18 protein-coding genes, 3 tRNA genes and 4 rRNA genes are annotated in these 21,539 nt (G+C 56.0%); 12 read left to right on the top strand and 13 right to left on the bottom strand.

All coding sequences use genetic code 11. The features are described from left to right. Positions 1 to 7: 7 nt before the first annotated feature. The 8 genes from prmA (at position 8) to K7H94_RS01700 (ending at position 8,102) form a co-directional block, all read left to right on the top strand. Complete coding sequence (gene prmA, locus K7H94_RS01735) at positions 8 to 889, top strand: 50S ribosomal protein L11 methyltransferase (RefSeq protein WP_222951550.1); 882 nt, start codon at positions 8 to 10, stop codon at positions 887 to 889. Positions 890 to 1,084: 195 nt separating this feature from the next. Next, positions 1,085 to 1,813, top strand: a complete 729-nt coding sequence (locus K7H94_RS01730) for a carbonic anhydrase (protein ID WP_031279827.1) — start codon at positions 1,085 to 1,087, stop codon at positions 1,811 to 1,813. 308 nt (positions 1,814 to 2,121) lie between these two features. Next, on the top strand, positions 2,122 to 3,087 hold the full coding sequence (dusB, locus tag K7H94_RS01725; RefSeq protein ID WP_040679767.1) for a tRNA dihydrouridine synthase DusB: 966 nt from the start codon (positions 2,122 to 2,124) through the stop codon (positions 3,085 to 3,087). Positions 3,088 to 3,111: 24 nt separating this feature from the next. Further along, on the top strand, positions 3,112 to 3,408 hold the full coding sequence (gene fis / locus K7H94_RS01720) for a DNA-binding transcriptional regulator Fis (protein WP_003855228.1): 297 nt from the start codon (positions 3,112 to 3,114) through the stop codon (positions 3,406 to 3,408). 537 nt (positions 3,409 to 3,945) lie between these two features. Next, positions 3,946 to 4,971, top strand: coding sequence for an amino acid ABC transporter substrate-binding protein (locus K7H94_RS01715; protein ID WP_058759887.1), 1,026 nt, complete (start codon positions 3,946 to 3,948; stop codon positions 4,969 to 4,971). Between the two features lie 66 nt (positions 4,972 to 5,037). Further along, positions 5,038 to 6,216: an amino acid ABC transporter permease gene (locus K7H94_RS01710; RefSeq protein ID WP_021508165.1), complete on the top strand. Its 1,179-nt coding sequence runs from the start codon at positions 5,038 to 5,040 to the stop codon at positions 6,214 to 6,216. 15 nt (positions 6,217 to 6,231) lie between these two features. Beyond that, the gene (locus K7H94_RS01705) at positions 6,232 to 7,332 is read left to right on the top strand and encodes an amino acid ABC transporter permease (RefSeq protein WP_058759888.1); all 1,101 of its coding nucleotides are present in this window, start codon (positions 6,232 to 6,234) and stop codon (positions 7,330 to 7,332) included. Positions 7,333 to 7,340: 8 nt separating this feature from the next. Then, entirely contained in the window at positions 7,341 to 8,102 is a 762-nt protein-coding gene (locus K7H94_RS01700; protein WP_058759889.1) for an amino acid ABC transporter ATP-binding protein, read from the top strand. Between the two features lie 152 nt (positions 8,103 to 8,254). Here the strand turns inward: K7H94_RS01700 and rrf (K7H94_RS01695) are convergent. The 7 genes from rrf (K7H94_RS01695) to K7H94_RS01665 form a co-directional block, all read right to left on the bottom strand. Next, positions 8,255 to 8,370, bottom strand: a 5S ribosomal RNA gene (gene rrf, locus K7H94_RS01695). A gap of 32 nt (positions 8,371 to 8,402) precedes the next feature. After that, positions 8,403 to 8,478 (bottom strand) — tRNA-Thr (locus K7H94_RS01690). 14 nt (positions 8,479 to 8,492) lie between these two features. Beyond that, positions 8,493 to 8,608, bottom strand: a 5S ribosomal RNA gene (gene rrf / locus K7H94_RS01685). A gap of 203 nt (positions 8,609 to 8,811) precedes the next feature. Further along, positions 8,812 to 11,716: ribosomal RNA gene (locus K7H94_RS01680) — 23S ribosomal RNA — on the bottom strand. A 202-nt stretch (positions 11,717 to 11,918) separates the two neighbouring features. Further along, positions 11,919 to 11,994, bottom strand: a tRNA-Ala gene (locus K7H94_RS01675). 116 nt (positions 11,995 to 12,110) lie between these two features. Then, positions 12,111 to 12,187: transfer RNA gene (locus tag K7H94_RS01670), tRNA-Ile, on the bottom strand. Positions 12,188 to 12,261: 74 nt separating this feature from the next. Beyond that, a 16S ribosomal RNA gene (locus tag K7H94_RS01665) occupies positions 12,262 to 13,803 on the bottom strand. The 16S, 23S and 5S rRNA genes sit together here with 3 tRNA genes alongside, the layout of an rRNA operon. A 492-nt stretch (positions 13,804 to 14,295) precedes the next feature. On the opposite strand from K7H94_RS01665, the gene K7H94_RS01660 reads away from it, so the two are divergent. Further along, complete coding sequence (locus K7H94_RS01660; protein WP_021508238.1) at positions 14,296 to 14,850, top strand: gamma carbonic anhydrase family protein; 555 nt, start codon at positions 14,296 to 14,298, stop codon at positions 14,848 to 14,850. Here K7H94_RS01660 and K7H94_RS01655 read toward each other — a convergent pair. From K7H94_RS01655 to dprA, 6 genes are read right to left on the bottom strand one after another with little or no spacing between them, the layout of a single operon-like run. Continuing rightward, on the bottom strand, positions 14,826 to 15,074 hold the full coding sequence (locus K7H94_RS01655) for a DUF1488 family protein (protein WP_058759902.1): 249 nt from the start codon (positions 15,072 to 15,074) through the stop codon (positions 14,826 to 14,828). The genes K7H94_RS01660 and K7H94_RS01655 overlap by 25 nt on opposite strands. Next, the gene (gene aroE / locus K7H94_RS01650; protein ID WP_058759901.1) at positions 15,071 to 15,889 is read right to left on the bottom strand and encodes a shikimate dehydrogenase; all 819 of its coding nucleotides are present in this window, start codon (positions 15,887 to 15,889) and stop codon (positions 15,071 to 15,073) included. Before aroE ends, K7H94_RS01655 begins: the two co-directional genes overlap by 4 nt. Before the next feature lie 2 nt (positions 15,890 to 15,891). Further along, entirely contained in the window at positions 15,892 to 16,467 is a 576-nt protein-coding gene (tsaC, locus tag K7H94_RS01645; RefSeq protein WP_104094137.1) for an L-threonylcarbamoyladenylate synthase type 1 TsaC, read from the bottom strand. Positions 16,468 to 16,469: 2 nt separating this feature from the next. Further along, entirely contained in the window at positions 16,470 to 17,018 is a 549-nt protein-coding gene (locus K7H94_RS01640; protein WP_031279837.1) for a DNA topoisomerase family protein, read from the bottom strand. Positions 17,019 to 17,042: 24 nt separating this feature from the next. Next, the gene (gene smg / locus K7H94_RS01635) at positions 17,043 to 17,516 is read right to left on the bottom strand and encodes a DUF494 family protein Smg (protein ID WP_031279836.1); all 474 of its coding nucleotides are present in this window, start codon (positions 17,514 to 17,516) and stop codon (positions 17,043 to 17,045) included. Next, the gene (dprA, locus tag K7H94_RS01630; protein WP_222951549.1) at positions 17,488 to 18,612 is read right to left on the bottom strand and encodes a DNA-protecting protein DprA; all 1,125 of its coding nucleotides are present in this window, start codon (positions 18,610 to 18,612) and stop codon (positions 17,488 to 17,490) included. Before dprA ends, smg begins: the two co-directional genes overlap by 29 nt. 115 nt (positions 18,613 to 18,727) lie before the next feature. Between dprA and def the strand changes: the two genes are divergently transcribed. Genes def through rsmB form a run of 3 tightly spaced genes read left to right on the top strand, consistent with a single transcriptional unit; the run spans position 18,728 to position 21,538 of the window. After that, positions 18,728 to 19,240 carry a peptide deformylase gene (gene def, locus K7H94_RS01625; RefSeq protein ID WP_021508231.1) on the top strand — a complete coding sequence of 171 codons (513 nt, stop codon included), beginning with the start codon at positions 18,728 to 18,730 and terminating at the stop codon, positions 19,238 to 19,240. 21 nt (positions 19,241 to 19,261) lie between these two features. Next, positions 19,262 to 20,206 carry a methionyl-tRNA formyltransferase gene (gene fmt, locus K7H94_RS01620; protein ID WP_222951548.1) on the top strand — a complete coding sequence of 315 codons (945 nt, stop codon included), beginning with the start codon at positions 19,262 to 19,264 and terminating at the stop codon, positions 20,204 to 20,206. Positions 20,207 to 20,251: 45 nt separating this feature from the next. Beyond that, the gene (gene rsmB, locus K7H94_RS01615; RefSeq protein WP_104094139.1) at positions 20,252 to 21,538 is read left to right on the top strand and encodes a 16S rRNA (cytosine(967)-C(5))-methyltransferase RsmB; all 1,287 of its coding nucleotides are present in this window, start codon (positions 20,252 to 20,254) and stop codon (positions 21,536 to 21,538) included. Position 21,539: the final 1 nt, after the last annotated feature.

Raw genomic sequence — 21,539 nt, 5'->3', positions numbered from 1 at the left:
AAACGCTATGCCATGGATTCAAATCAAAATTAACAGCACCGGCGAGCACGCCGAAACCCTCAGCGACGCGCTGATGGATGCCGGTGCGGTGTCAGTCACCTTTCAGGACACGCACGACAACCCGGTGTATGAGCCGCTGCCCGGTGAAACCCGCCTGTGGGGCGATACCGATGTGACTGGCCTGTTCGACGCGGAAACCGCCATGGACGACGTAGTGGCTGAACTGAGCCAGCATCCGCTGCTGGGATCGGGTTTCCGCCATAAGATCGAACAGATCGAGGATAAAGACTGGGAGCGCGAATGGATGGATAACTTCCATCCGATGCGCTTCGGTGAACGCCTGTGGATCTGCCCCAGCTGGCGCGACGTGCCGGATCCGGATGCAGTCAACGTGATGCTTGATCCCGGTCTGGCCTTTGGTACCGGCACCCATCCCACCACGTCGCTGTGCCTGAGCTGGCTGGATGGTCTCGATCTGCAGGGTAAAACGGTGATCGATTTCGGCTGTGGCTCCGGCATTCTGGCTATCGCCGCGCTGAAACTCGGTGCAGCCCAGGCGATCGGCATTGATATCGATCCGCAGGCGATCCAGGCCAGCCGCGATAACTCCGAGCGCAACGGCGTGGCTGACCGCCTGTCGCTGTATCTGCCGCACCAGCAGCCGGAAAACCTGCAGGCGGATGTGGTGGTCGCCAATATCCTCGCCGGTCCGCTGCGTGAACTGGCGCCGCTGATTAGCGTGCTGCCGAAAGCCGGCGGCCATCTCGGCCTGTCCGGCGTGCTGGCCAGCCAGGCGGAAAGCGTGTGTGAAGCCTATGCGGAGCGCTTTGCGCTGGACGCCGTGGCGGAAAAAGAGGAGTGGTGCCGCATCACTGGCGTGCGCCGCTAACCGACGCATGGGCCAGCAACTGCTGGCCCGATTTCCCCCGCCTGAGACCTGTCTCAAATCCCCGCCAGCCCCGTTTTCCTGCCGTTTCTTTACATTGAAATCAGTAGACTGCTGCACCAGGCGATAGCGCTATCCCTGTTAACCGTGCCGTGCGCGGCACATAACATTGATATATCGCTTAGTGAATAAATGATGATGAAAAGCAAACACACACTGATCGCTCTGCTGCTGGCAGCAGCGCCTTTTGCTCACGTTCAGGCTGCCGCCTGGGATTATGCTCAGCCACAGCAGTGGGGCGACCTGTCCCCTGATTTTCACGTCTGCAAGCAGGGCGTGAATCAGTCGCCGATTGATATTCGCCAGGCGCTGCATGCCAGTCTGCCGGCGCTGACGCTGGAACTGCAGGCGCGCCAGGCCGCCATTGTTAACAACGGCCACACCGTGCAGATCAACCTGCAGCAGGGCGATACGCTGACGCTGGACGGCGAGACCTTCACGCTGAAGCAGTTCCACTTCCATACCCCGAGCGAAAACCTGATCGACGGCAAACGCTATCCGCTTGAGGGCCACTTTGTATTCAGTGACGAGCAGCAGCAGCTGGCGGTAATCGGGGTAATGTTCGAAGCCGGTGCGGCAAATCCGGTACTGACGACGCTGCTGGATACGCTGCCGGCGCAGGTCAATCAGCCAGCTACGCTGCAGCAGGATGTCGATATTACGCCACTGCTGCCCGCCGATCGCCGTTACTACCGCTTCAGCGGTTCACTCACCACGCCACCGTGCAGTGAAGGCGTGCGCTGGCTGGTGATGAAGCAACCGGTAACGGCTTCCGCACAGCAGCTGCAGGCCTTCAGCGCGGTGCTGGGTGAACACGGTAACAGCCGCCCGGTGCAGCCGCTCAATGGCCGGCTGGTGGTTGAGTAACGAAATACTCACCAAACGTAAATAAAGCGTTCACTTTTCAATCAAATCACCGCCATTTCTCTTGCCGATTCGCGGAAGTGGCGGTTTTTATGTTGTGATTCAGCGCATATTTTTGGAAAAACTTTTGCTCACAATTTCAGCGTATTTTTGTAATGTACTGAATTTAAACAAGTAATGATCAATACCCCGCTGCTAAGCCCCATTTCCCTGATCTTAAACGGCGAATTGTTCAAAGTTTGGCCTTTCATCTTCCGGAAAAAATGCGTAATATACGCCGCCTTGCGAACAGTTAGGGTCACTTCTTTTTCATGCGCATTGGACATCACCAGCTACGTAATCGACTCATCGCTGCGCCTATGGCCGGAGTATCCGACAAGCCATTTCGCACCCTGTGTTATGACAACGGCGCCGGTATGACTGTCTCCGAGATGCTGTCATCGAACCCGGAAGTCTGGGCCAGTGACAAATCACGTTTGCGTATGGTGCATAGTGACGAGCCCGGTATTCGCGCCGTGCAAATTGCGGGTTGCGATCCCGATGAGATGGCCGCCGCCGCGCGCATTAATGTTGCGTCCGGTGCACAGGTTATCGACATCAACATGGGCTGCCCGGCTAAAAAAGTGAATCGTAAGATGGCAGGTTCAGCGCTGCTGCAGCATCCGCAGCTGGTGGAGTCAATCCTCCGTGCGGTGGTGAACGCAGTCGATGTACCGGTTACGCTGAAGATTCGCACCGGCTGGGACAAAGAAAATCGTAATTGTGTAGAGATTGCCCAATTGGCTGAACGCTGTGGTATTCAGGCCCTGACCATTCATGGCCGCACGCGCGCCTGTTTGTTTGAAGGGCAAGCTGAATACGACAGCATTCGGACAGTTAAGCAGAGCGTCGCTATTCCGATTATCGCGAATGGTGACATTACTGACCCGCACAAAGCCAGGGCAGTGCTCGACTACACCGGAGCCGATGCTCTGATGGTGGGACGCGCTGCTCAGGGAAGACCGTGGATCTTCCGGGAAATCCAGCATTATCTGGACACAGGGGAGCTGCTGGCACCGAAGCCGCTGGCTGAAGTGAAGCATATGCTGATTGGACACATACGGGAGCTGCACGACTTTTACGGTCAGCGCAAGGGATACCGTATTGCCCGAAAACACGTTTCCTGGTATTTGCAGGAAAGTGCCCCTGACGACCAGTTTCGGCGCACATTCAACGCCATAGAGGATGCCAGCGAACAGCTGGAGGCGTTGGAGGCATACTTCGAAAATCTTGCGTAAACGAAATAAAGAGCTGAAAGAACTATGTTCGAACAACGCGTAAATTCTGACGTACTGACCGTTTCTACCGTTAACTCACAGGATCAGGTGACGCAAAAGCCTCTGCGTGATTCGGTTAAACAGGCACTGAAGAACTATTTTGCTCAACTGAACGGTCAGGATGTAAGTGACCTGTATGAGCTGGTACTGGCTGAAGTCGAGCAGCCTCTGTTGGACATGGTGATGCAGTATACCCGTGGCAACCAGACCCGCGCTGCCCTGATGATGGGCATCAACCGCGGTACGCTGCGTAAGAAGCTGAAAAAATACGGCATGAACTAAGCGTTCTGGTTCCTTGCTGCGATAACGCCAGCCTCTGGGCTGGCGTTTTTGTTTGTATTTCCCGCCTGTTAACACCGCGTGAAACGATTATCGTCAAAATGGTAACGATAGTTGCAATCGCCGGCGTGATAGCTCATCTCTCTCAGGGCCGCCGCCCTGCCCTGTTTTTGCGCAGAAAAAATCCTTCCGATCGCCCCTCAGCCCGCTTTGTTTGTGATCCTGAACCGCTTCAGCGGTAATTCCACTTTGCCGTACACCTGTTCATGAGCGTTAGCTCACACTGCTTCCATATAGTGAAACTTTTTGCACTATTTGTGATCGTGGCGACTCGTCATGCTGCCTTTTGGTGCGCGATAGTAGCGACAACTTTCCGGATACGTCCGTTTATTAAAAGATCTTTCCAGTGAATTCAGGATTCTGCAAACCTGGCATCAGCTTTGCAGTGTCGTGGATGGCTAAACGCCACAGAATGAAATAAGCGCACAGTAAAGTGCGCGCAAACATAACAACACACGATCTCGCCACACAGGATGCTTTATGAAAAAGATGATGCTTTCCACCCTGATTGCTGCCGCCTCGCTGTTCGCCGTGACCCAGCAGGCGCACGCAGGCACCACGCTGGACGCCATTAAGAAGAAAGGGTTTATACAGTGCGGTATCAGCGATGGTCTGCCAGGGTTCTCTTACGCTGACGCCAGCGGCAAATTCACCGGTATCGATGTTGACGTGTGCCGCGCCGCTGCTGCTGCGGTCTTTGGCGATGCCAGCAAAGTAAAATACACCCCGCTGACCGCCAAAGAGCGCTTCACCGCGCTGCAGTCAGGCGAGGTGGATATCCTGTCGCGTAACACCACCTGGACCTCATCACGTGATGGCGGCATGGGCTTCCTGTTCGCCGGCGTAAACTACTATGACGGCATCGGCTTCCTGACCCATAAGAAAGCCGGTCTGAAAAGCGCCAAAGAGCTGGATGGTGCCACCGTGTGTATCCAGGCCGGGACCGATACCGAGCTGAACGTGGCCGACTACTTTAAAGCCAACAAAATGCAGTACACGCCGGTCACCTTCGACCGCTCTGATGAGTCCGCTAAAGCGCTGGATAGCGGCCGCTGCGATACCCTCTCTTCTGACCAGTCACAGCTGTATGCGCTGCGCATCAAGCTGGGCAAGCCGGATGACTTTATCGTACTGCCAGAAGTGATTTCGAAAGAGCCGCTGGGCCCGGTCGTGCGTCGCGGTGATGATGACTGGTTCACCATCGTGAAATGGTCGCTGTTCGCCATGCTGAATGCGGAAGAGATGGGCATTAGCTCGAAGAACGTTGATGAGATGGCGGCGAAGCCAACCACGCCAGATATGGCACACCTGCTGGGCGCAGAGGGTGATTTCGGTAAAGACCTGAAGCTCGACAACAAGTGGGCGTACAACATCATCAAGCAGGTTGGCAACTATCAGGAAGTGTTCGATCGTAACGTTGGTAAAGACAGCGCGCTGAAAATTGCACGCGGCCAGAATGCGCTCTGGAACCAGGGCGGCATCCAGTACGCTCCACCAGTGCGTTAATTGTCTCCTGCCAGTCGGGCACCGCATCCTGCGGTGCCCACGCGTATTCTTCACTGAGGTTTTAACATGTCGCAACGCCCAACCGTGAAAAGGGATTTTTCGTTCGGTAATCCTACGGTTCGCGCCTGGCTTTACCAGATTGTCGCGATTGTGGCGGTGTTTGCTGTGGTGGGTTATCTGATCCACAACACGGTGATCAACCTTGCCAATCGCGGTATTACCTCCGGCTTTGGCTTTCTTGAGCGCAACGCCGGTTTCGGCATCGTCCAGCATCTGATCGATTACAGCGAAGGCGATACCTACGCGCGTGTGTTTATGGTCGGGTTAACCAACACCCTGCTGGTCTCCGCGCTCTGTATTGTCTTCGCCTCGATCCTCGGCTTCGCCATCGGTCTGGCGCGCCTGTCGGATAACTGGCTGCTGCGCAAGCTGTCGACCATTTATATCGAGACGTTCCGTAATATCCCGCCGCTGCTGCAAATCTTCTTCTGGTACTTTGCCGTGCTGCGCAATCTGCCGGGCCCGCGTCAGGCGCTGAACGCGTTCGATCTGGCTTTTGTCAGCAACCGCGGTTTGTATATACCGTGGCCGGAGTATGCACCCGGCACCTGGCCATTCCTGATCGCGCTGGCGATTGCCATCGCCGCCAGCGCCGCGCTGTTCCGCTTTAACCGCAAGCATCAGCTGAAAACCGGTCAGCTGCGCCGCACCTGGCCCGCTGCGGCCGGTTTAATTGTGCTGCTGCCGCTGATCGCCCATACGCTGTTTGGTGCCGCCACGCACTGGGATGTGCCCGAGCTGCGCGGCTTCAACTTCCGCGGTGGCTTTGCCATGATTCCGGAACTGGCAGCGCTGACGCTGGCACTGTCGATCTACACCTCTTCCTTTATTGCTGAGGTGATTCGCGCCGGGATTCAGTCAGTACCGCATGGCCAGAGCGAAGCGGCACGTTCGCTCGGGCTGCCCAACCCGGTTACGCTGCGTCAGGTGATCATTCCGCAGGCGATGCGCGTGATTATCCCGCCGCTCACCAGCCAGTACCTTAACATCGTAAAAAACTCCTCGCTGGCGGCCGCGATCGGCTATCCGGATATGGTGTCGCTGTTTGCCGGCACCGTACTGAATCAGACAGGCCAGGCAATTGAAACCATTGCCATCACCATGGCGGTTTATCTGATTATCAGTCTGCTCATTTCGCTGCTGATGAACCTCTATAACCGCAAAATTGCGCTGGTTGAGCGTTAAGAGAACGGAACCATTATGTCTGTGACCACACACGAAACGCCGCCGGTGTCGGGCAATCCACTGGGTAAAGCCTGGCTCTGGGCGCGTAAAAACCTGTTCTCCAGCTGGCTGAATACGCTGCTCACGTTACTCAGCCTGTGGATTATCTGGAGCGTTATCCCGCCGGCGCTGAACTGGTTGATCTTCCAGGCTAACTGGATTGGCGAAACCCGTGCGGACTGTACGAAAGCGGGCGCCTGCTGGGTCTTTATCCACGCGCGCTTTGGCCAGTTCATGTACGGGCTCTATCCGCATGAGCTGCGCTGGCGCATCAATCTGGCGCTGGTGATTGGCCTGCTGTCGATTGTGCCGATGTTTATCAAATCCATGCCGCGCCGCGGCCGCTATATCGCCTGCTGGGCGGTGATCTATCCGGTCGTCGTCTGGCTGCTGCTGTATGGCGGCTATTTCGGGCTGGACCGCGTGGAAACGCGCCAGTGGGGCGGTCTGACGCTGACGCTGATTATCGCATCTGTCGGCATTGCCGGGGCGCTGCCGCTCGGCATTCTGCTGGCGCTGGGCCGTCGCTCTAAAATGCCGGTGGTGCGCACCCTGTCAGTGATTTTCATTGAGTTCTGGCGTGGCGTACCGCTGATTACCGTGCTGTTCATGTCTTCAGTGATGCTGCCGCTGTTTATGGCGGAAGGCACCACGATAGACAAACTGGTGCGTGCGCTGGTTGGCGTGATCCTGTTCCAGTCGGCGTATGTCGCCGAAGTGGTACGTGGCGGGCTGCAGGCCCTGCCTAAAGGCCAGTACGAAGCGGCAGAGTCGCTGGCGCTCGGCTACTGGAAAACCCAGGCGCTGGTGATTTTACCGCAGGCGCTCAAGCTGACCATTCCCGGTCTGGTGAACACCATCATCGCGCTGTTTAAAGATACCAGCCTGGTGATCATCATCGGCCTGTTCGATCTATTCAGTAGCGTGCAGCAGGCAACCGTCGACCCTACATGGTTGGGTATGTCGACCGAAGGCTATGTCTTCGCTGCACTGGTTTACTGGATTTTCTGTTTTAGCATGTCGCGCTATAGCCAGTATCTGGAGAAGCGCTTCCACACCGGGCGTAAATCGCACTGAGGTTTTACATGACACAAACAATGACAACGGCGGCTAACGCCATGATGATTACGCTCGAAAACGTGAACAAATGGTACGGGCAATTCCACGTGCTGAAAGATATCAACCTGCAGGTGAAACCGCGCGAGCGTATCGTGCTGTGCGGCCCTTCGGGTTCCGGTAAATCCACCACCATTCGCTGCATCAACCACCTGGAAGAGCATCAGCAGGGACGGATTGTCGTAGACGGCATCCACCTGAATGATGACGTACGCAATATTGAACGCGTGCGCACCGAAGTCGGCATGGTATTTCAGCACTTCAATCTTTTCCCGCATCTGACCGTCCTGCAGAACTGCACGCTGGCACCGATGTGGGTACGCAAGATGCCAAAGAAAGAGGCCGAAGAGCTGGCGATGCACTATCTGCAGCGCGTGCGCATTGCTGAGCATGCCCATAAGTTCCCCGGGCAGCTCTCTGGCGGACAGCAGCAGCGCGTGGCCATCGCCCGTTCGCTGTGTATGAAGCCGAAGATTATGCTATTCGATGAACCCACCTCCGCGCTCGATCCTGAGATGGTTAAAGAGGTGCTGGATACCATGATCGGTCTGGCGGAAGACGGGATGACGATGCTGTGTGTAACGCATGAGATGGGCTTTGCGCGTACGGTTGCCGATCGGGTGATCTTCATGGATCGCGGTGAAATCGTGGAGATGGCACCGCCGGAAGAGTTCTTTGCGAATCCGAAATCCGAGCGGACCCGGGCGTTTCTGTCGCAGGTTATCCACTAAGCGAACCCGATTAGCCGCATCATTCAGCCCTTGCCAGCATGGCAGGGGCTTTTTTTATGCCTGTGGATTTTATTGAGCGTTTTTATTGAGATAAAGGTCATCGCGGAAAACAAAAAAGCCCTGAACATCTGTTCAGGGCTTTCGTGTTTGATGCCTGGCAGTTCCCTACTCTCGCATGGGGAGACCCCACACTACCATCGGCGCTACGGCGTTTCACTTCTGAGTTCGGCATGGGGTCAGGTGGGACCACCGCGCTGTTGCCGCCAGGCAAATTCTTTTAAACCGAACTCATGCCATAACTGGTGCTGATACCCAGAGTCGAACTGGGGACCTCACCCTTACCAAGGGTGCGCTCTACCAACTGAGCCATATCAGCACACTAAATTTGATGCCTGGCAGTTCCCTACTCTCGCATGGGGAGGCCCCACACTACCATCGGCGCTACGGCGTTTCACTTCTGAGTTCGGCATGGGGTCAGGTGGGACCACCGCGCTGTTGCCGCCAGGCAAATTCTGGTGCGCGAAACGAATCTTTTTCACTGATGCCGCGTTGGCCGCCCTCGTAAAGTCAGTCACATACTCGTGTATGCTCCTTCCTTTCCTCCGGCCTGCCGCCTTGCCTCAGCGCAAAATCTTTCGTTTCCGCTAATTTTTCCGTCACAAGCTGAAAATTCTCTCGGTCTCTCAGACCAAAACGCCTCTGGCGTTGTAAGGTTAAGCCTCACGGGTCATTAGTACCGGTTAGCTCAACGCATCGCTGCGCTTACACACCCGGCCTATCAACGTCGTCGTCTTCAACGTCCCTTCAGGACCCTTAAAGGGTCAGGGAGAACTCATCTCGGGGCAAGTTTCGTGCTTAGATGCTTTCAGCACTTATCTCTTCCGCACTTAGCTACCGGGCAGTGCCATTGGCATGACAACCCGAACACCAGCGGTGCGTTCACTCCGGTCCTCTCGTACTAGGAGCAACCCCCCTCAATTCTCCAGCGCCCACGGCAGATAGGGACCGAACTGTCTCACGACGTTCTAAACCCAGCTCGCGTACCACTTTAAACGGCGAACAGCCGTACCCTTGGGACCTACTTCAGCCCCAGGATGTGATGAGCCGACATCGAGGTGCCAAACACCGCCGTCGATATGAACTCTTGGGCGGTATCAGCCTGTTATCCCCGGAGTACCTTTTATCCGTTGAGCGATGGCCCTTCCATTCAGAACCACCGGATCACTATGACCTGCTTTCGCACCTGCTCGAGCCGTCACTCTCGCAGTCAAGCTGGCTTATGCCATTGCACTAACCTCCTGATGTCCGACCAGGATTAGCCAACCTTCGTGCTCCTCCGTTACGCTTTGGGAGGAGACCGCCCCAGTCAAACTACCCACCAGACACTGTCCGCAGCCCGGGTAACGGGCCTACGTTAGAACATCAAACATTAAAGGGTGGTATTTCAAGGTTGGCTCCACGCAGACTGGCGTCCGCGCTTCAAAGCCTCCCACCTATCCTACACATCAAGGCTCAATGTTCAGTGTCAAGCTATAGTAAAGGTTCACGGGGTCTTTCCGTCTTGCCGCGGGTACACTGCATCTTCACAGCGATTTCAATTTCACTGAGTCTCGGGTGGAGACAGCCTGGCCATCATTACGCCATTCGTGCAGGTCGGAACTTACCCGACAAGGAATTTCGCTACCTTAGGACCGTTATAGTTACGGCCGCCGTTTACCGGGGCTTCGATCAAGAGCTTCTCCTTGCGGATAACCCCATCAATTAACCTTCCGGCACCGGGCAGGCGTCACACCGTATACGTCCACTTTCGTGTTTGCACAGTGCTGTGTTTTTAATAAACAGTTGCAGCCAGCTGGTATCTTCGACTGGCCTCGGCTCCGGGAGCAAGTCCCTTCACCTACGCGCCAGCGTGCCTTCTCCCGAAGTTACGGCACCATTTTGCCTAGTTCCTTCACCCGAGTTCTCTCAAGCGCCTTGGTATTCTCTACCTGACCACCTGTGTCGGTTTGGGGTACGATTTCGTGTTACCTGGAGCTTAGAGGCTTTTCCTGGAAGCAGGGCATCAGTTACTTCACCGCCGTGGCGGCTCGTCGTCACGCCTCAGTGTTAAAGAAGACCGGATTTGCCTGGTCTTCACACCTGCACGCTTAAACCGGGACAACCGTCGCCCGGATAACCTAGCCTTCTCCGTCCCCCCTTCGCAGTAACACCAAGTACAGGAATATTAACCTGTTTCCCATCGACTACGCTTTTCAGCCTCGCCTTAGGGGTCGACTCACCCTGCCCCGATTAACGTTGGACAGGAACCCTTGGTCTTCCGGCGAGCGGGCTTTTCACCCGCTTTATCGTTACTTATGTCAGCATTCGCACTTCTGATACCTCCAGCGTGCCTCACAGCACACCTTCAGCGGCTTACAGAACGCTCCCCTACCCAACAACACATAGTGTCGCTGCCGCAGCTTCGGTGCATGGTTTAGCCCCGTTACATCTTCCGCGCAGGCCGACTCGACCAGTGAGCTATTACGCTTTCTTTAAATGATGGCTGCTTCTAAGCCAACATCCTGGCTGTCTGTGCCTTCCCACATCGTTTCCCACTTAACCATGACTTTGGGACCTTAGCTGGCGGTCTGGGTTGTTTCCCTCTTCACGACGGACGTTAGCACCCGCCGTGTGTCTCCCGTGATAACATTCTCCGGTATTCGCAGTTTGCATCGGGTTGGTAAGCCGGGATGGCCCCCTAGCCGAAACAGTGCTCTACCCCCGGAGATGAGTTCACGAGGCGCTACCTAAATAGCTTTCGGGGAGAACCAGCTATCTCCCGGTTTGATTGGCCTTTCACCCCCAGCCACAAGTCATCCGCTAATTTTTCAACATTAGTCGGTTCGGTCCTCCAGTTAGTGTTACCCAACCTTCAACCTGCCCATGGCTAGATCACCGGGTTTCGGGTCTATACCCTGCAACTTAACGCCCAATTAAGACTCGGTTTCCCTTCGGCTCCCCTATGCGGTTAACCTTGCTACAGAATATAAGTCGCTGACCCATTATACAAAAGGTACGCAGTCACCTAACAAGTAGGCTCCCACTGCTTGTACGTACACGGTTTCAGGTTCTGTTTCACTCCCCTCGCCGGGGTTCTTTTCGCCTTTCCCTCACGGTACTGGTTCACTATCGGTCAGTCAGGAGTATTTAGCCTTGGAGGATGGTCCCCCCATATTCAGACAGGATACCACGTGTCCCGCCCTACTCGTCGGACTCACAGCTTATGCATCTTCGTGTACGGGGCTGTCACCCGGTATCGCGCGACTTTCCAGACGCTTCCACTGATGCACAAGCTGATTCAGGTCCTGGGCTGCTCCCCGTTCGCTCGCCGCTACTGGGGGAATCTCGGTTGATTTCTTTTCCTCGGGGTACTTAGATGTTTCAGTTCCCCCGGTTCGCCTCGTTAACCTATGTATTCAGTTAACGATGATGCACAGAGTGCACCGGGTTTCCCCATTCGGACATCGACGGCTGTAGCGGTTCATATCACCTTACCGTCGCTTTTCGCAGATTAGCACGTCCTTCATCGCCTCTGACTGCCAGGGCATCCACCGTGTACGCTTAGTCGCTTAACCTCACAACCCACAGGCGTTTTGCAACGCTGCAGACTGCAAGCATTTGAGAGACCCGAACACATCGTAAATTTCATTCTTATTACGGAGAATGAACACGACGTGTCGTTTCAATTTTCAGCTTGTTCCGGATTGTTAAAGAGCAATAACTTCGCAATGCATTCAGTAAATGCATTCTGAAGTTGTATCAACGCGGGTTCGTTGATGGTGGAGCTAAGCGGGATCGAACCGCTGACCTCCTGCGTGCAAGGCAGGCGCTCTCCCAGCTGAGCTATAGCCCCGATGAGTGTTGTAAAACGCATGAGTACCAAGGAGAATCATTTTTCAGGCAAGGCGCAGTGTCGCGACGCATAGTCTTCTATGCGAGCGGCGCTGTAACGCAGCATGAGAAATGATTTGGTAGGCCTGAGTGGACTTGAACCACCGACCTCACCCTTATCAGGGGTGCGCTCTAACCACCTGAGCTACAAGCCTGCAGGCGTTTTACGCTCTTCTCTAAAGTTCATCAGACAATCTGTGTGAGCACTTCGCGGGAAGGTATCTTCAGGTAAGGAGGTGATCCAACCGCAGGTTCCCCTACGGTTACCTTGTTACGACTTCACCCCAGTCATGAATCACAAAGTGGTAAGCGCCCTCCCGAAGGTTAAGCTACCTACTTCTTTTGCAACCCACTCCCATGGTGTGACGGGCGGTGTGTACAAGGCCCGGGAACGTATTCACCGTAGCATTCTGATCTACGATTACTAGCGATTCCGACTTCATGGAGTCGAGTTGCAGACTCCAATCCGGACTACGACGCACTTTATGAGGTCCGCTTGCTCTCGCGAGGTCGCTTCTCTTTGTATGCGCCATTGTAGCACGTGTGTAGCCCTGGCCGTAAGGGCCATGATGACTTGACGTCATCCCCACCTTCCTCCGGTTTATCACCGGCAGTCTCCTTTGAGTTCCCGGCCGAGCCGCTGGCAACAAAGGATAAGGGTTGCGCTCGTTGCGGGACTTAACCCAACATTTCACAACACGAGCTGACGACAGCCATGCAGCACCTGTCTCAGAGTTCCCGAAGGCACCAAAGCATCTCTGCTAAGTTCTCTGGATGTCAAGGCCAGGTAAGGTTCTTCGCGTTGCATCGAATTAAACCACATGCTCCACCGCTTGTGCGGGCCCCCGTCAATTCATTTGAGTTTTAACCTTGCGGCCGTACTCCCCAGGCGGTCGACTTAACGCGTTAGCTCCGGAAGCCACGCCTCAAGGGCACAACCTCCAAGTCGACATCGTTTACGGCGTGGACTACCAGGGTATCTAATCCTGTTTGCTCCCCACGCTTTCGCACCTGAGCGTCAGTCTTCGTCCAGGGGGCCGCCTTCGCCACCGGTATTCCTCCAGATCTCTACGCATTTCACCGCTACACCTGGAATTCTACCCCCCTCTACGAGACTCAAGCCTGCCAGTTTCAAATGCAGTTCCCAGGTTAAGCCCGGGGATTTCACATCTGACTTAACAGACCGCCTGCGTGCGCTTTACGCCCAGTAATTCCGATTAACGCTTGCACCCTCCGTATTACCGCGGCTGCTGGCACGGAGTTAGCCGGTGCTTCTTCTGCGGGTAACGTCAATCGGCAAGGTTATTAACCTCACCGCCTTCCTCCCCGCTGAAAGTACTTTACAACCCGAAGGCCTTCTTCATACACGCGGCATGGCTGCATCAGGCTTGCGCCCATTGTGCAATATTCCCCACTGCTGCCTCCCGTAGGAGTCTGGACCGTGTCTCAGTTCCAGTGTGGCTGGTCATCCTCTCAGACCAGCTAGGGATCGTCGCCTAGGTGAGCCATTACCCCACCTACTAGCTAATCCCATCTGGGCACATCCGATGGTGTGAGGCCCGAAGGTCCCCCACTTTGGTCTCGCGACGTTATGCGGTATTAGCTACCGTTTCCAGTAGTTATCCCCCTCCATCGGGCAGTTTCCCAGACATTACTCACCCGTCCGCCACTCGCCACCCAAAGAGCAAGCTCTTCTGTGCTGCCGTTCGACTTGCATGTGTTAGGCCTGCCGCCAGCGTTCAATCTGAGCCATGATCAAACTCTTCAATTTAAAGTTTGATTTGCTGCAACCAGTGCAGCGATGCTCTGTGAATTAAACTTCGTAATGAATTACGTGTTCACTCAGCAAAGACTTGATATTTTTTACGTCCGGAGACGCTGATATCAATCCTGCGAGTGCCCACACAGATTGTCTGATAAATTGTTAAAGAGCGGTGCGACGCGGCGTTCGGCCTGCTGTCGCGAGGTGGCGTATATTACGCTTTCCTCCTTCAGAGTCAAACACTTTTTTCAGCGTTTTTCTCCGGCGGGGTGAATCGCTTCACGCCCTGCTGAGCCGCCTACGTTGCCGCTTTGCCGTCTCAGTGGTGGCGCATTATAGGGATCCGGATTTTTTGCACAACCCCTTTTTTCGATCTTTTTTATCGACTGGCGAGTTTTCACTCTTTTCGCTGCGATCGCGAGCGATCCGCGCAAAAATCAGCTTGTTTACCCGCACCGGAAGTCGCAGGCTAGCGGGAAACATTAAAAAAGGAGAAATAGAATGTCTGTAGCCCTGCGCCCTTATAAGCAACATATTCCCCATACCGGTGAGCGCGTGATGGTGGATAGCAGCAGCGTGGTCGTTGGCGAAGTCGAGCTGGCTGATGATGTCAGCATCTGGCCACTGGTAGCAATCCGCGGTGACGTGAATAAAGTAGTGATTGGTAAACGCAGCAATATCCAGGATGGCAGCGTGCTGCACGTTACGCATAAATCCAGCAGTAATCCCGATGGCTTTCCATTGGTCATCGGTGAAGACGTAACAGTAGGACACAAAGCAATGCTGCACGGCTGCACCATTGGCAACCGCGTGCTGGTGGGTATGGGCTCGATCCTGCTGGATGGCGCGATCGTCGAAGATGAGGTGATGATTGGCGCCGGCAGCCTGGTGCCACCCGGTAAACGCCTGCAAAGCGGCTATCTCTATTTAGGCAGCCCGGTGAAGCAGATCAGGCCACTAAGCGAAGCGGAAATAGCCGGACTGCTTTATTCGGCCAGTAATTATGTCGGCTGGAAAGATGAATACCTGGCTCAGGGCAGCCACAGCCAGCCCTGATCGTCGGCCTGCTCCGCCCGGAGCAGCTGCTCGGCCTCTTCCTCCAGATCCCAGCGATGCGCGCTAAACAGCGCCATCGCCTCTCCGGCACCAAAGCGCTGCTGCAGCGCCGGCAGCGATATTGCGCAGGTTAGTCCCATACCATTTACTAATACCGGGAACAGCACCGCCTGCCGGACTGCGTCCCAGCTTTCCCGATCGGGAAACTGGATAGCCTGATTCATGCCTGCATCGCCTGTTTAAGTTGATCGATGACCGGCGCGATCTCCGGCATAACGCCATGCCACAGCTGAAACGCATGCGCCGCCTGGCCCACCAGCATGCCGAGTCCATCCGCCAGCTGCTGTGTGCCGTGCTGCTGGCACCACGCCAGAAATGGCGTCAGCCCCTGCTGATAAAACATGTCGTAACAGCGCACCTGCGCATCAATCAGCGTAACCGGCAGCGGCGGCACGTCGCCCGCTACGCCGCTGGAGGTGGCATTGATGATCAGATCAAAACGTTCACCGGCCAGTTGATCAAAACTCATCGCCTGGATCGCCCCACTGTGCTGGAAAAGCTCAGCCAGCTGTTGCGCGCGTTCTGCCGTGCGGTTTACCACCACCAGCGCGCAGCCCGTCGAGAGCAGCGGCAGGATCACCCCACGCGCCGCACCGCCCGCGCCCACCAGCAGAATGCGATCGCCCGGCCGGATCAGCTGCAGCCGTTGCAGATCGCTCAGCAGGCCGATGCCGTCCGTGTTATCACCCAGAATCGAACCATCGGCTCTCTTCTTTAAGGTATTAACCGCGCCGGATAATGCCGCGCGTTCGCTGAGCTCATCCGCGAATTCCCATGCCTGCTGTTTAAACGGCAGCGTAACATTGGCGCCTTTGCCACCAGCCGCAAAAAACGCCTCTATCGCCTGCGGGAACCCTTCCAGCGGTGCGCAGATGCGTCCGTAGGGATGTTCAATACCGGTCTGCTCAGCAAAAGCGGCGTGAATAAACGGAGATTTGCTGTGGGCGATGGGATGACCAAAAACGGCAAACTTTTCCATAATCAGCCCTGACGAATGAGTTCACCGCTAATAGCATCGCGGATTTCAGAAGGATTCAGGCGACCGCCGGTGGCCGCCTGCAACACCGGGAACTGCGAGCCAAACTGCTCTGCCACTTCGGCGGCGCTGCGGCACGGCGGCTGACCGGTTAAATTCGCGCTGGTTGAGACCAGCGGCTTGCCAAATCCGCGACACAGCGCCTGAACCTGCGGATGATCGCTGACGCGAATCGCCAGCGAATCAAAGCGGCCGGTTAACCAGCGCGGCGTATGCGGCGAAGCAGGCACCACATAGGTGACCGGACCCGGCCAGCTGGCAAACATACGTTCGCGCTGCAGCACGGTGAGTTCGCGATCGGCAATATAAGGCTCGAGCTGCGCATAATCAGCGGCGATCAGGATCAGCCCCTTTTCTACCGGGCGCTGTTTCAGCTCCAGCAGGGCCATCACCGCGCTTTCGCTGTCCGGATCGCAGCCAAGGCCGAATACGGCTTCGGTAGGGTAAGCAATCACTTGCTGTTGCTGAAGTTGTTCGATGCAGAAGTCGAGGCTTCCGGGTGCATGCTGGCTCTGGTTCATGATCACTCTTCATCCTGGGCGATGGGCTTGCCGCAGCGTTTGCTGGCGCAGAAGCGCTTCATGCCCTGTGCGGTTTTCTTTTCTATTAATAACGGGAACTGGCAATGGGGGCAGACACCTTCCAGCGGCGTGGCGTTGATCGCGAACTGGCAGTCGGGATATCGATCGCAGGCATGGAAGGTTTTGCCATAGCGTGAACGGCGCTGCACCAGCTTGCCGCTGGCGCACTGCGGGCAGGCAATTGCGGTTTCGTCCGGCTTATCGATGGTTTCCGTGTAATCACACTCCGGATAGTGGCTACAGCCGACAAACATGCCGAATCGCCCCTGGCGCAGCACTTTGTCCGCACCACACTGCGGGCAGGCATGGCCTTCCAGCACTTTGACAATATGGCCATCACCCTGGCTTTTCAGCGGGCGAATATAGTCGCAGGTTGGATAATTCACACAGCCGAGAAAAGGCCCGTGTTTGCCGGCACGTATCACTAATTCTGCCCCGCAGGCGGGGCAGGGATCGTGTTTACGCACGGTAAATAGTGCTGGTTTACTCATATTACCGAATGCATTAATCGCAAATTAATGCAGCATACCTTCATTGACGTCGAATAACAGTTCTTCCATCTGCTGATAGGCATTTTCACAGCCGGGGATGTTAAACAGCACCATCAGCACCACCCATTTGAGATCTTCCAGATCGAATTCCAGCGTATCAAGCGCCATAACCCGTTCGATGACCATTTCGCGCGTTTCCATATTCAGCACCTGGATTTGCTCCAGGAACAGAATAAAACCACGACACTCGGCATCTAAACGCTGGCTCTCTTCTTCCGTGTAGATTCGCATGGAGAGCGGATCGTTAGCCAGCAACACTGGCGCGACCAGACCATCCTGATAATCCGCTAACCGCTCAAGCCAATTCAACGCATTGTAGATATCTTCGCGATGAAAACCGGCATCGGTTAAGTCATCGGTCAATTTATCCTGGTCAACGCGCATTTCAGCCTCGTTGTGGATATACGTCTCAAACAAGTACATAAGTACGTCGAACATGGCATGCCCTCCTCAATCGGACATAGCCGCCGGGTACAGCTGCGATCCATCCTGCTAACTCCAGCTCCAGCAATTGCGCTGCGATAACTGGCACAGGTTGGCCGGCACGTTCAGCGACGACGTCAACAGGTGTAACCTCATCACCTACGTTAGCCAACACGCTGGGAAATGGCAATGGCACATCATCACTGAGTTGTGAATATATTGTTTCTGAGATGCTGGCCGGCAACCATTGCAGGGCAGAACGCAAATCCTCAAGGATATTGTTGGGATGCGCCACCAGCAGCGCCCCCTGCTGAATCAGCCAGTGCGTGCCTTCACAACCAGGATTACCCAGCGCGCCAGGCAGCGCATACACGTTACGGTTTTGTTCCAGCGCATACCGCGCCGTTACCAGCGAGCCGCTCTTCAGTGACGCTTCAACCACCAGCACGCCATGACTCAGGCCGCTGATAATACGATTACGCCGCGGAAAATTTACCGCATAGGGCGCCATCGACAGCGGCAGTTCTGAAACCAGCGCGCCGCCGCTGGCGATGATCTCCTGTGCCAGCGGCTGATGGTTTTTCGGATAGAGATGATTCAGCCCGCTGCCCAGCACGGCCAGGGTTTTGCCCTGCACTTCCAGCGCGGCACGATGCGCCACGCCATCAATACCGCGCGCCAGCCCGCTGGTGATGGTCAAACCGCTTAGCGCCAGCTGCTGGGTAAACCAGCTGCCCCATTCTCTGCCATACGGCGAACAGTGACGACTGCCGACCACCGCCAGCTGCGGTGTCGCGAGTGCAGAGAGGTCACCCGCTATATAAAGGGCAGCCGGATAGCGGCTGATTTCCCGCAAACGGGCGGGATAATGTGCATCGGTGCAGGCAATCAGATGATGTTGCGCCTGTTGCAGCCAGCGCTGCGTTTTTTCCAGCTGGCGTGGACAGAGGGCGAGAAACTGCTGCCGCTGCGTGTCGTCCAGCCCGTGCTGCTGCAGCCACGCGTCGTCAACGTGGCTGGCGGCCAGAAGCGCCATGATGAACTGATGGGCGCGCTCACCGCTTAAACCCCAGACGTAAGTCAGCCTGATAATCCTTTCACTGCGTTCCATGCTGCGCTCCCTGTCAGCCGTGCTCCGATGCGGCACAATGCTGTCAATCAGGCCCTAAAAAGTCTACAATATGAGGCAGTAATCTTTTCTTTAACGCATACAGATCTGGATATTTATGTCAGTTTTGCAGGTATTACATTTCCCTGACGATCGCCTTCGCAAAATTGCTGCACCCGTTGCGGCTGTGAATGCTGACGTTCAGCGTATTGTTGACGATATGTTTGAGACCATGTACGCCGAAGAAGGCATTGGTCTGGCGGCGACGCAGGTGGATATTCACCAGCGCATCATCGTGATTGATGTTTCTGAAAGCCGCGAAGAGCGCCTGGTGCTGATTAACCCGGAGCTGCTGGAAAAAAGCGGCGAAACTGGTATCGAAGAGGGTTGCCTGTCGATCCCGGAACAGCGGGCGTTTGTGCCGCGTGCCGAGCGGGTCAAAGTGCGCGCGCTGGATCGCGACGGTAACAGCTTCGAGCTGGAAACCGACGGTCTGCTGGCGATCTGCATTCAACATGAGATCGACCATCTCGACGGTAAACTGTTTATTGATTATTTGTCGCCGCTGAAGCGTCAGCGTATTAAACAGAAACTGGAAAAACTGGCCCGCCAGAATGCGCGCGCATCCTGAGAGCGAACAGAAGGTTGAACTGTGTCTGCACCGTTAAAAATCATCTTTGCCGGTACTCCTGACTTCGCAGCGCGTCATCTCGACGCGCTGCTTGCTTCTGAGCATCAGGTAGTTGGCGTCTTTACTCAGCCCGACCGCCCAGCCGGACGTGGCAATAAACTCACGCCGGGCCCGGTAAAAGTGCTGGCTCAGGCGCATGATATTCCCGTGTTTCAGCCAAAGTCCCTGAAGCCGGAAGAGAATCAGCAGCTGGTTGCCGGACTGCAGGCCGATGTGATGGTGGTCGTCGCTTATGGTCTGATCCTGCCTCAGGCGGTGCTGACGATGCCGCGCCTTGGCTGCATCAACGTACACGGCTCGCTGCTGCCGCGCTGGCGCGGTGCGGCGCCGATTCAGCGCTCACTGTGGGCCGGCGATAACGAAACCGGTGTGACCATCATGCAGATGGACGTGGGTCTGGATACCGGCGATATGTTGCACAAAATAACCTGCCCGATTAATGCCGACGATACCAGCGCATCGCTGTACGACAAGCTGGCGCAACTGGGCCCGCAGGGGATGCTGACCACGCTCAGTCTGCTGGCCACCGGCAACGCGCAGTCCGAAGTGCAGGATGAGACCCTTGTAACTTACGCGGAAAAGCTCAGCAAAGAAGAGGCACGTCTTGACTGGTCGCTCTCTGCTGTTCAGCTGGAACGGTGCATTCGCGCCTTCAATCCGTGGCCGGTAAGTTATTTCCTTATCGACGATCAGCCGGTCAAAGTCTGGCAGGCCAGCGTATTACCGCACCGCAGCGCCCAGCCGGGAGAAATTCTGCAGGCTGACAAACACGGCATCCAGATTGCTACCGCTGACGGCGTGCTGAATCTGCTCTCACTGCAGCCTGCCGGCAAAAAAGCCATGGCGGCGCAGGATCTGCTCAATTCGCGTCGTGAATGGTTTACACCCGGCACCGTTCTGGCCTGATTCTCCAGCCCGGTTTCCGCCGGGCTTTGTGTTTGATGAATGAATATGAAAAAAGCGACCAACCTGCGCAGCCTTGCCGCGCAACTGATTGAACGCGTGGTGGATAAAGGGGAATCGCTGAGCGCGATCCTGCCCGCTGCGCAAAAAACGCTGGCAAACAACGATGGCGCGCTGCTGCAGGAGTTGTGTTTTGGCGTGACGCGCACGCTGCCGCAGCTGGAAGCGTTAATTAACAAGCTGATGGCGCGGCCGTTAACCGGCAAACAGCGCGTGCTGCACTATCTGATCATGGTGGGCCTGTATCAGCTGCTGTATACCCGCGTTCCGCCGCATGCCGCGCTGGCCGAAACCGTAGCCGGGGCTGAAGCACTGAAGCGGGCAAATCTGAAAGGCTTGCTTAACGGCGTGCTGCGTCAGTTCCAGCGTCAGCAGGACGCACTGCTGGCGGAGGTCAATCAGGGCCCGCAGCGCTACTGGCATCCGGGCTGGCTGCTGAAACGGCTGCAGACCGCGTGGCCGGAGCAGTGGCAGCAGATTGTGGAAGCAAACAATCAGCGACCGCCAATGTGGTTGCGCGTGAATCGTCAGCATCACAGCCGCGACGCCTGGCTGGCGTTATTAACCCAGCAGAATCAAAATGCGTTTAGTGCTGACGCGCCGGATGCGCTGCGTCTTGAAGCACCGGCTCCGGTCAGTCAGCTGCCAGGCTTTGAGCAGGGCTGGGTGACGGTGCAGGATCTCTCTGCTCAGCGTTGTGCCCTGCTGCTGGCACCGGAAAACGGCGAAACCATTCTCGACCTGTGCGCTGCGCCCGGCGGCAAAACCACCCACATTCTCGAAATTGCGCCGCAAGCCCGCGTGATGGCGGTGGATATCGATGCGCAGCGCCTGTCGCGCGTGACGGAAAACCTGCAGCGTCTGGGGATGCAGGCTGACGTGCGTCAGGGCGATGGCCGCACGCCAGCGGCCTGGTGCGACGAGCAGCAATTCGACCGCATCCTGCTGGATGCGCCCTGCTCGGCCACCGGCGTTATTCGACGCCATCCGGATATCAAATGGCTACGCCGCGATTGTGATATAGACGAACTCGCCGCGCTACAGCGTGAGATTCTGGCGGCCATTTGGCCACGCCTGAAATCGGGCGGTACGCTGCTTTATGCCACCTGCTCAGTGCTGCCGCAGGAGAACCAGCAGCAGATCGATGCTTTCCTCGCGACGCATGACGATGCGGTGCCGCAGGCACTGCCACAGGGGCAACTTAACGGCTGGCAGGTTTTCCCTGCCATCGATGGCGGCGACGGTTTCTTCTACGCTAAGCTGATGAAAAAATAGT

This window comes from Pantoea dispersa, from assembly GCF_019890955.1.
GTDB lineage: Bacteria > Pseudomonadota > Gammaproteobacteria > Enterobacterales > Enterobacteriaceae > Pantoea > Pantoea dispersa.
Note: the sequence above shows the minus strand (reverse complement) of the source record. Positions and strands in the feature narration are given on the sequence as shown.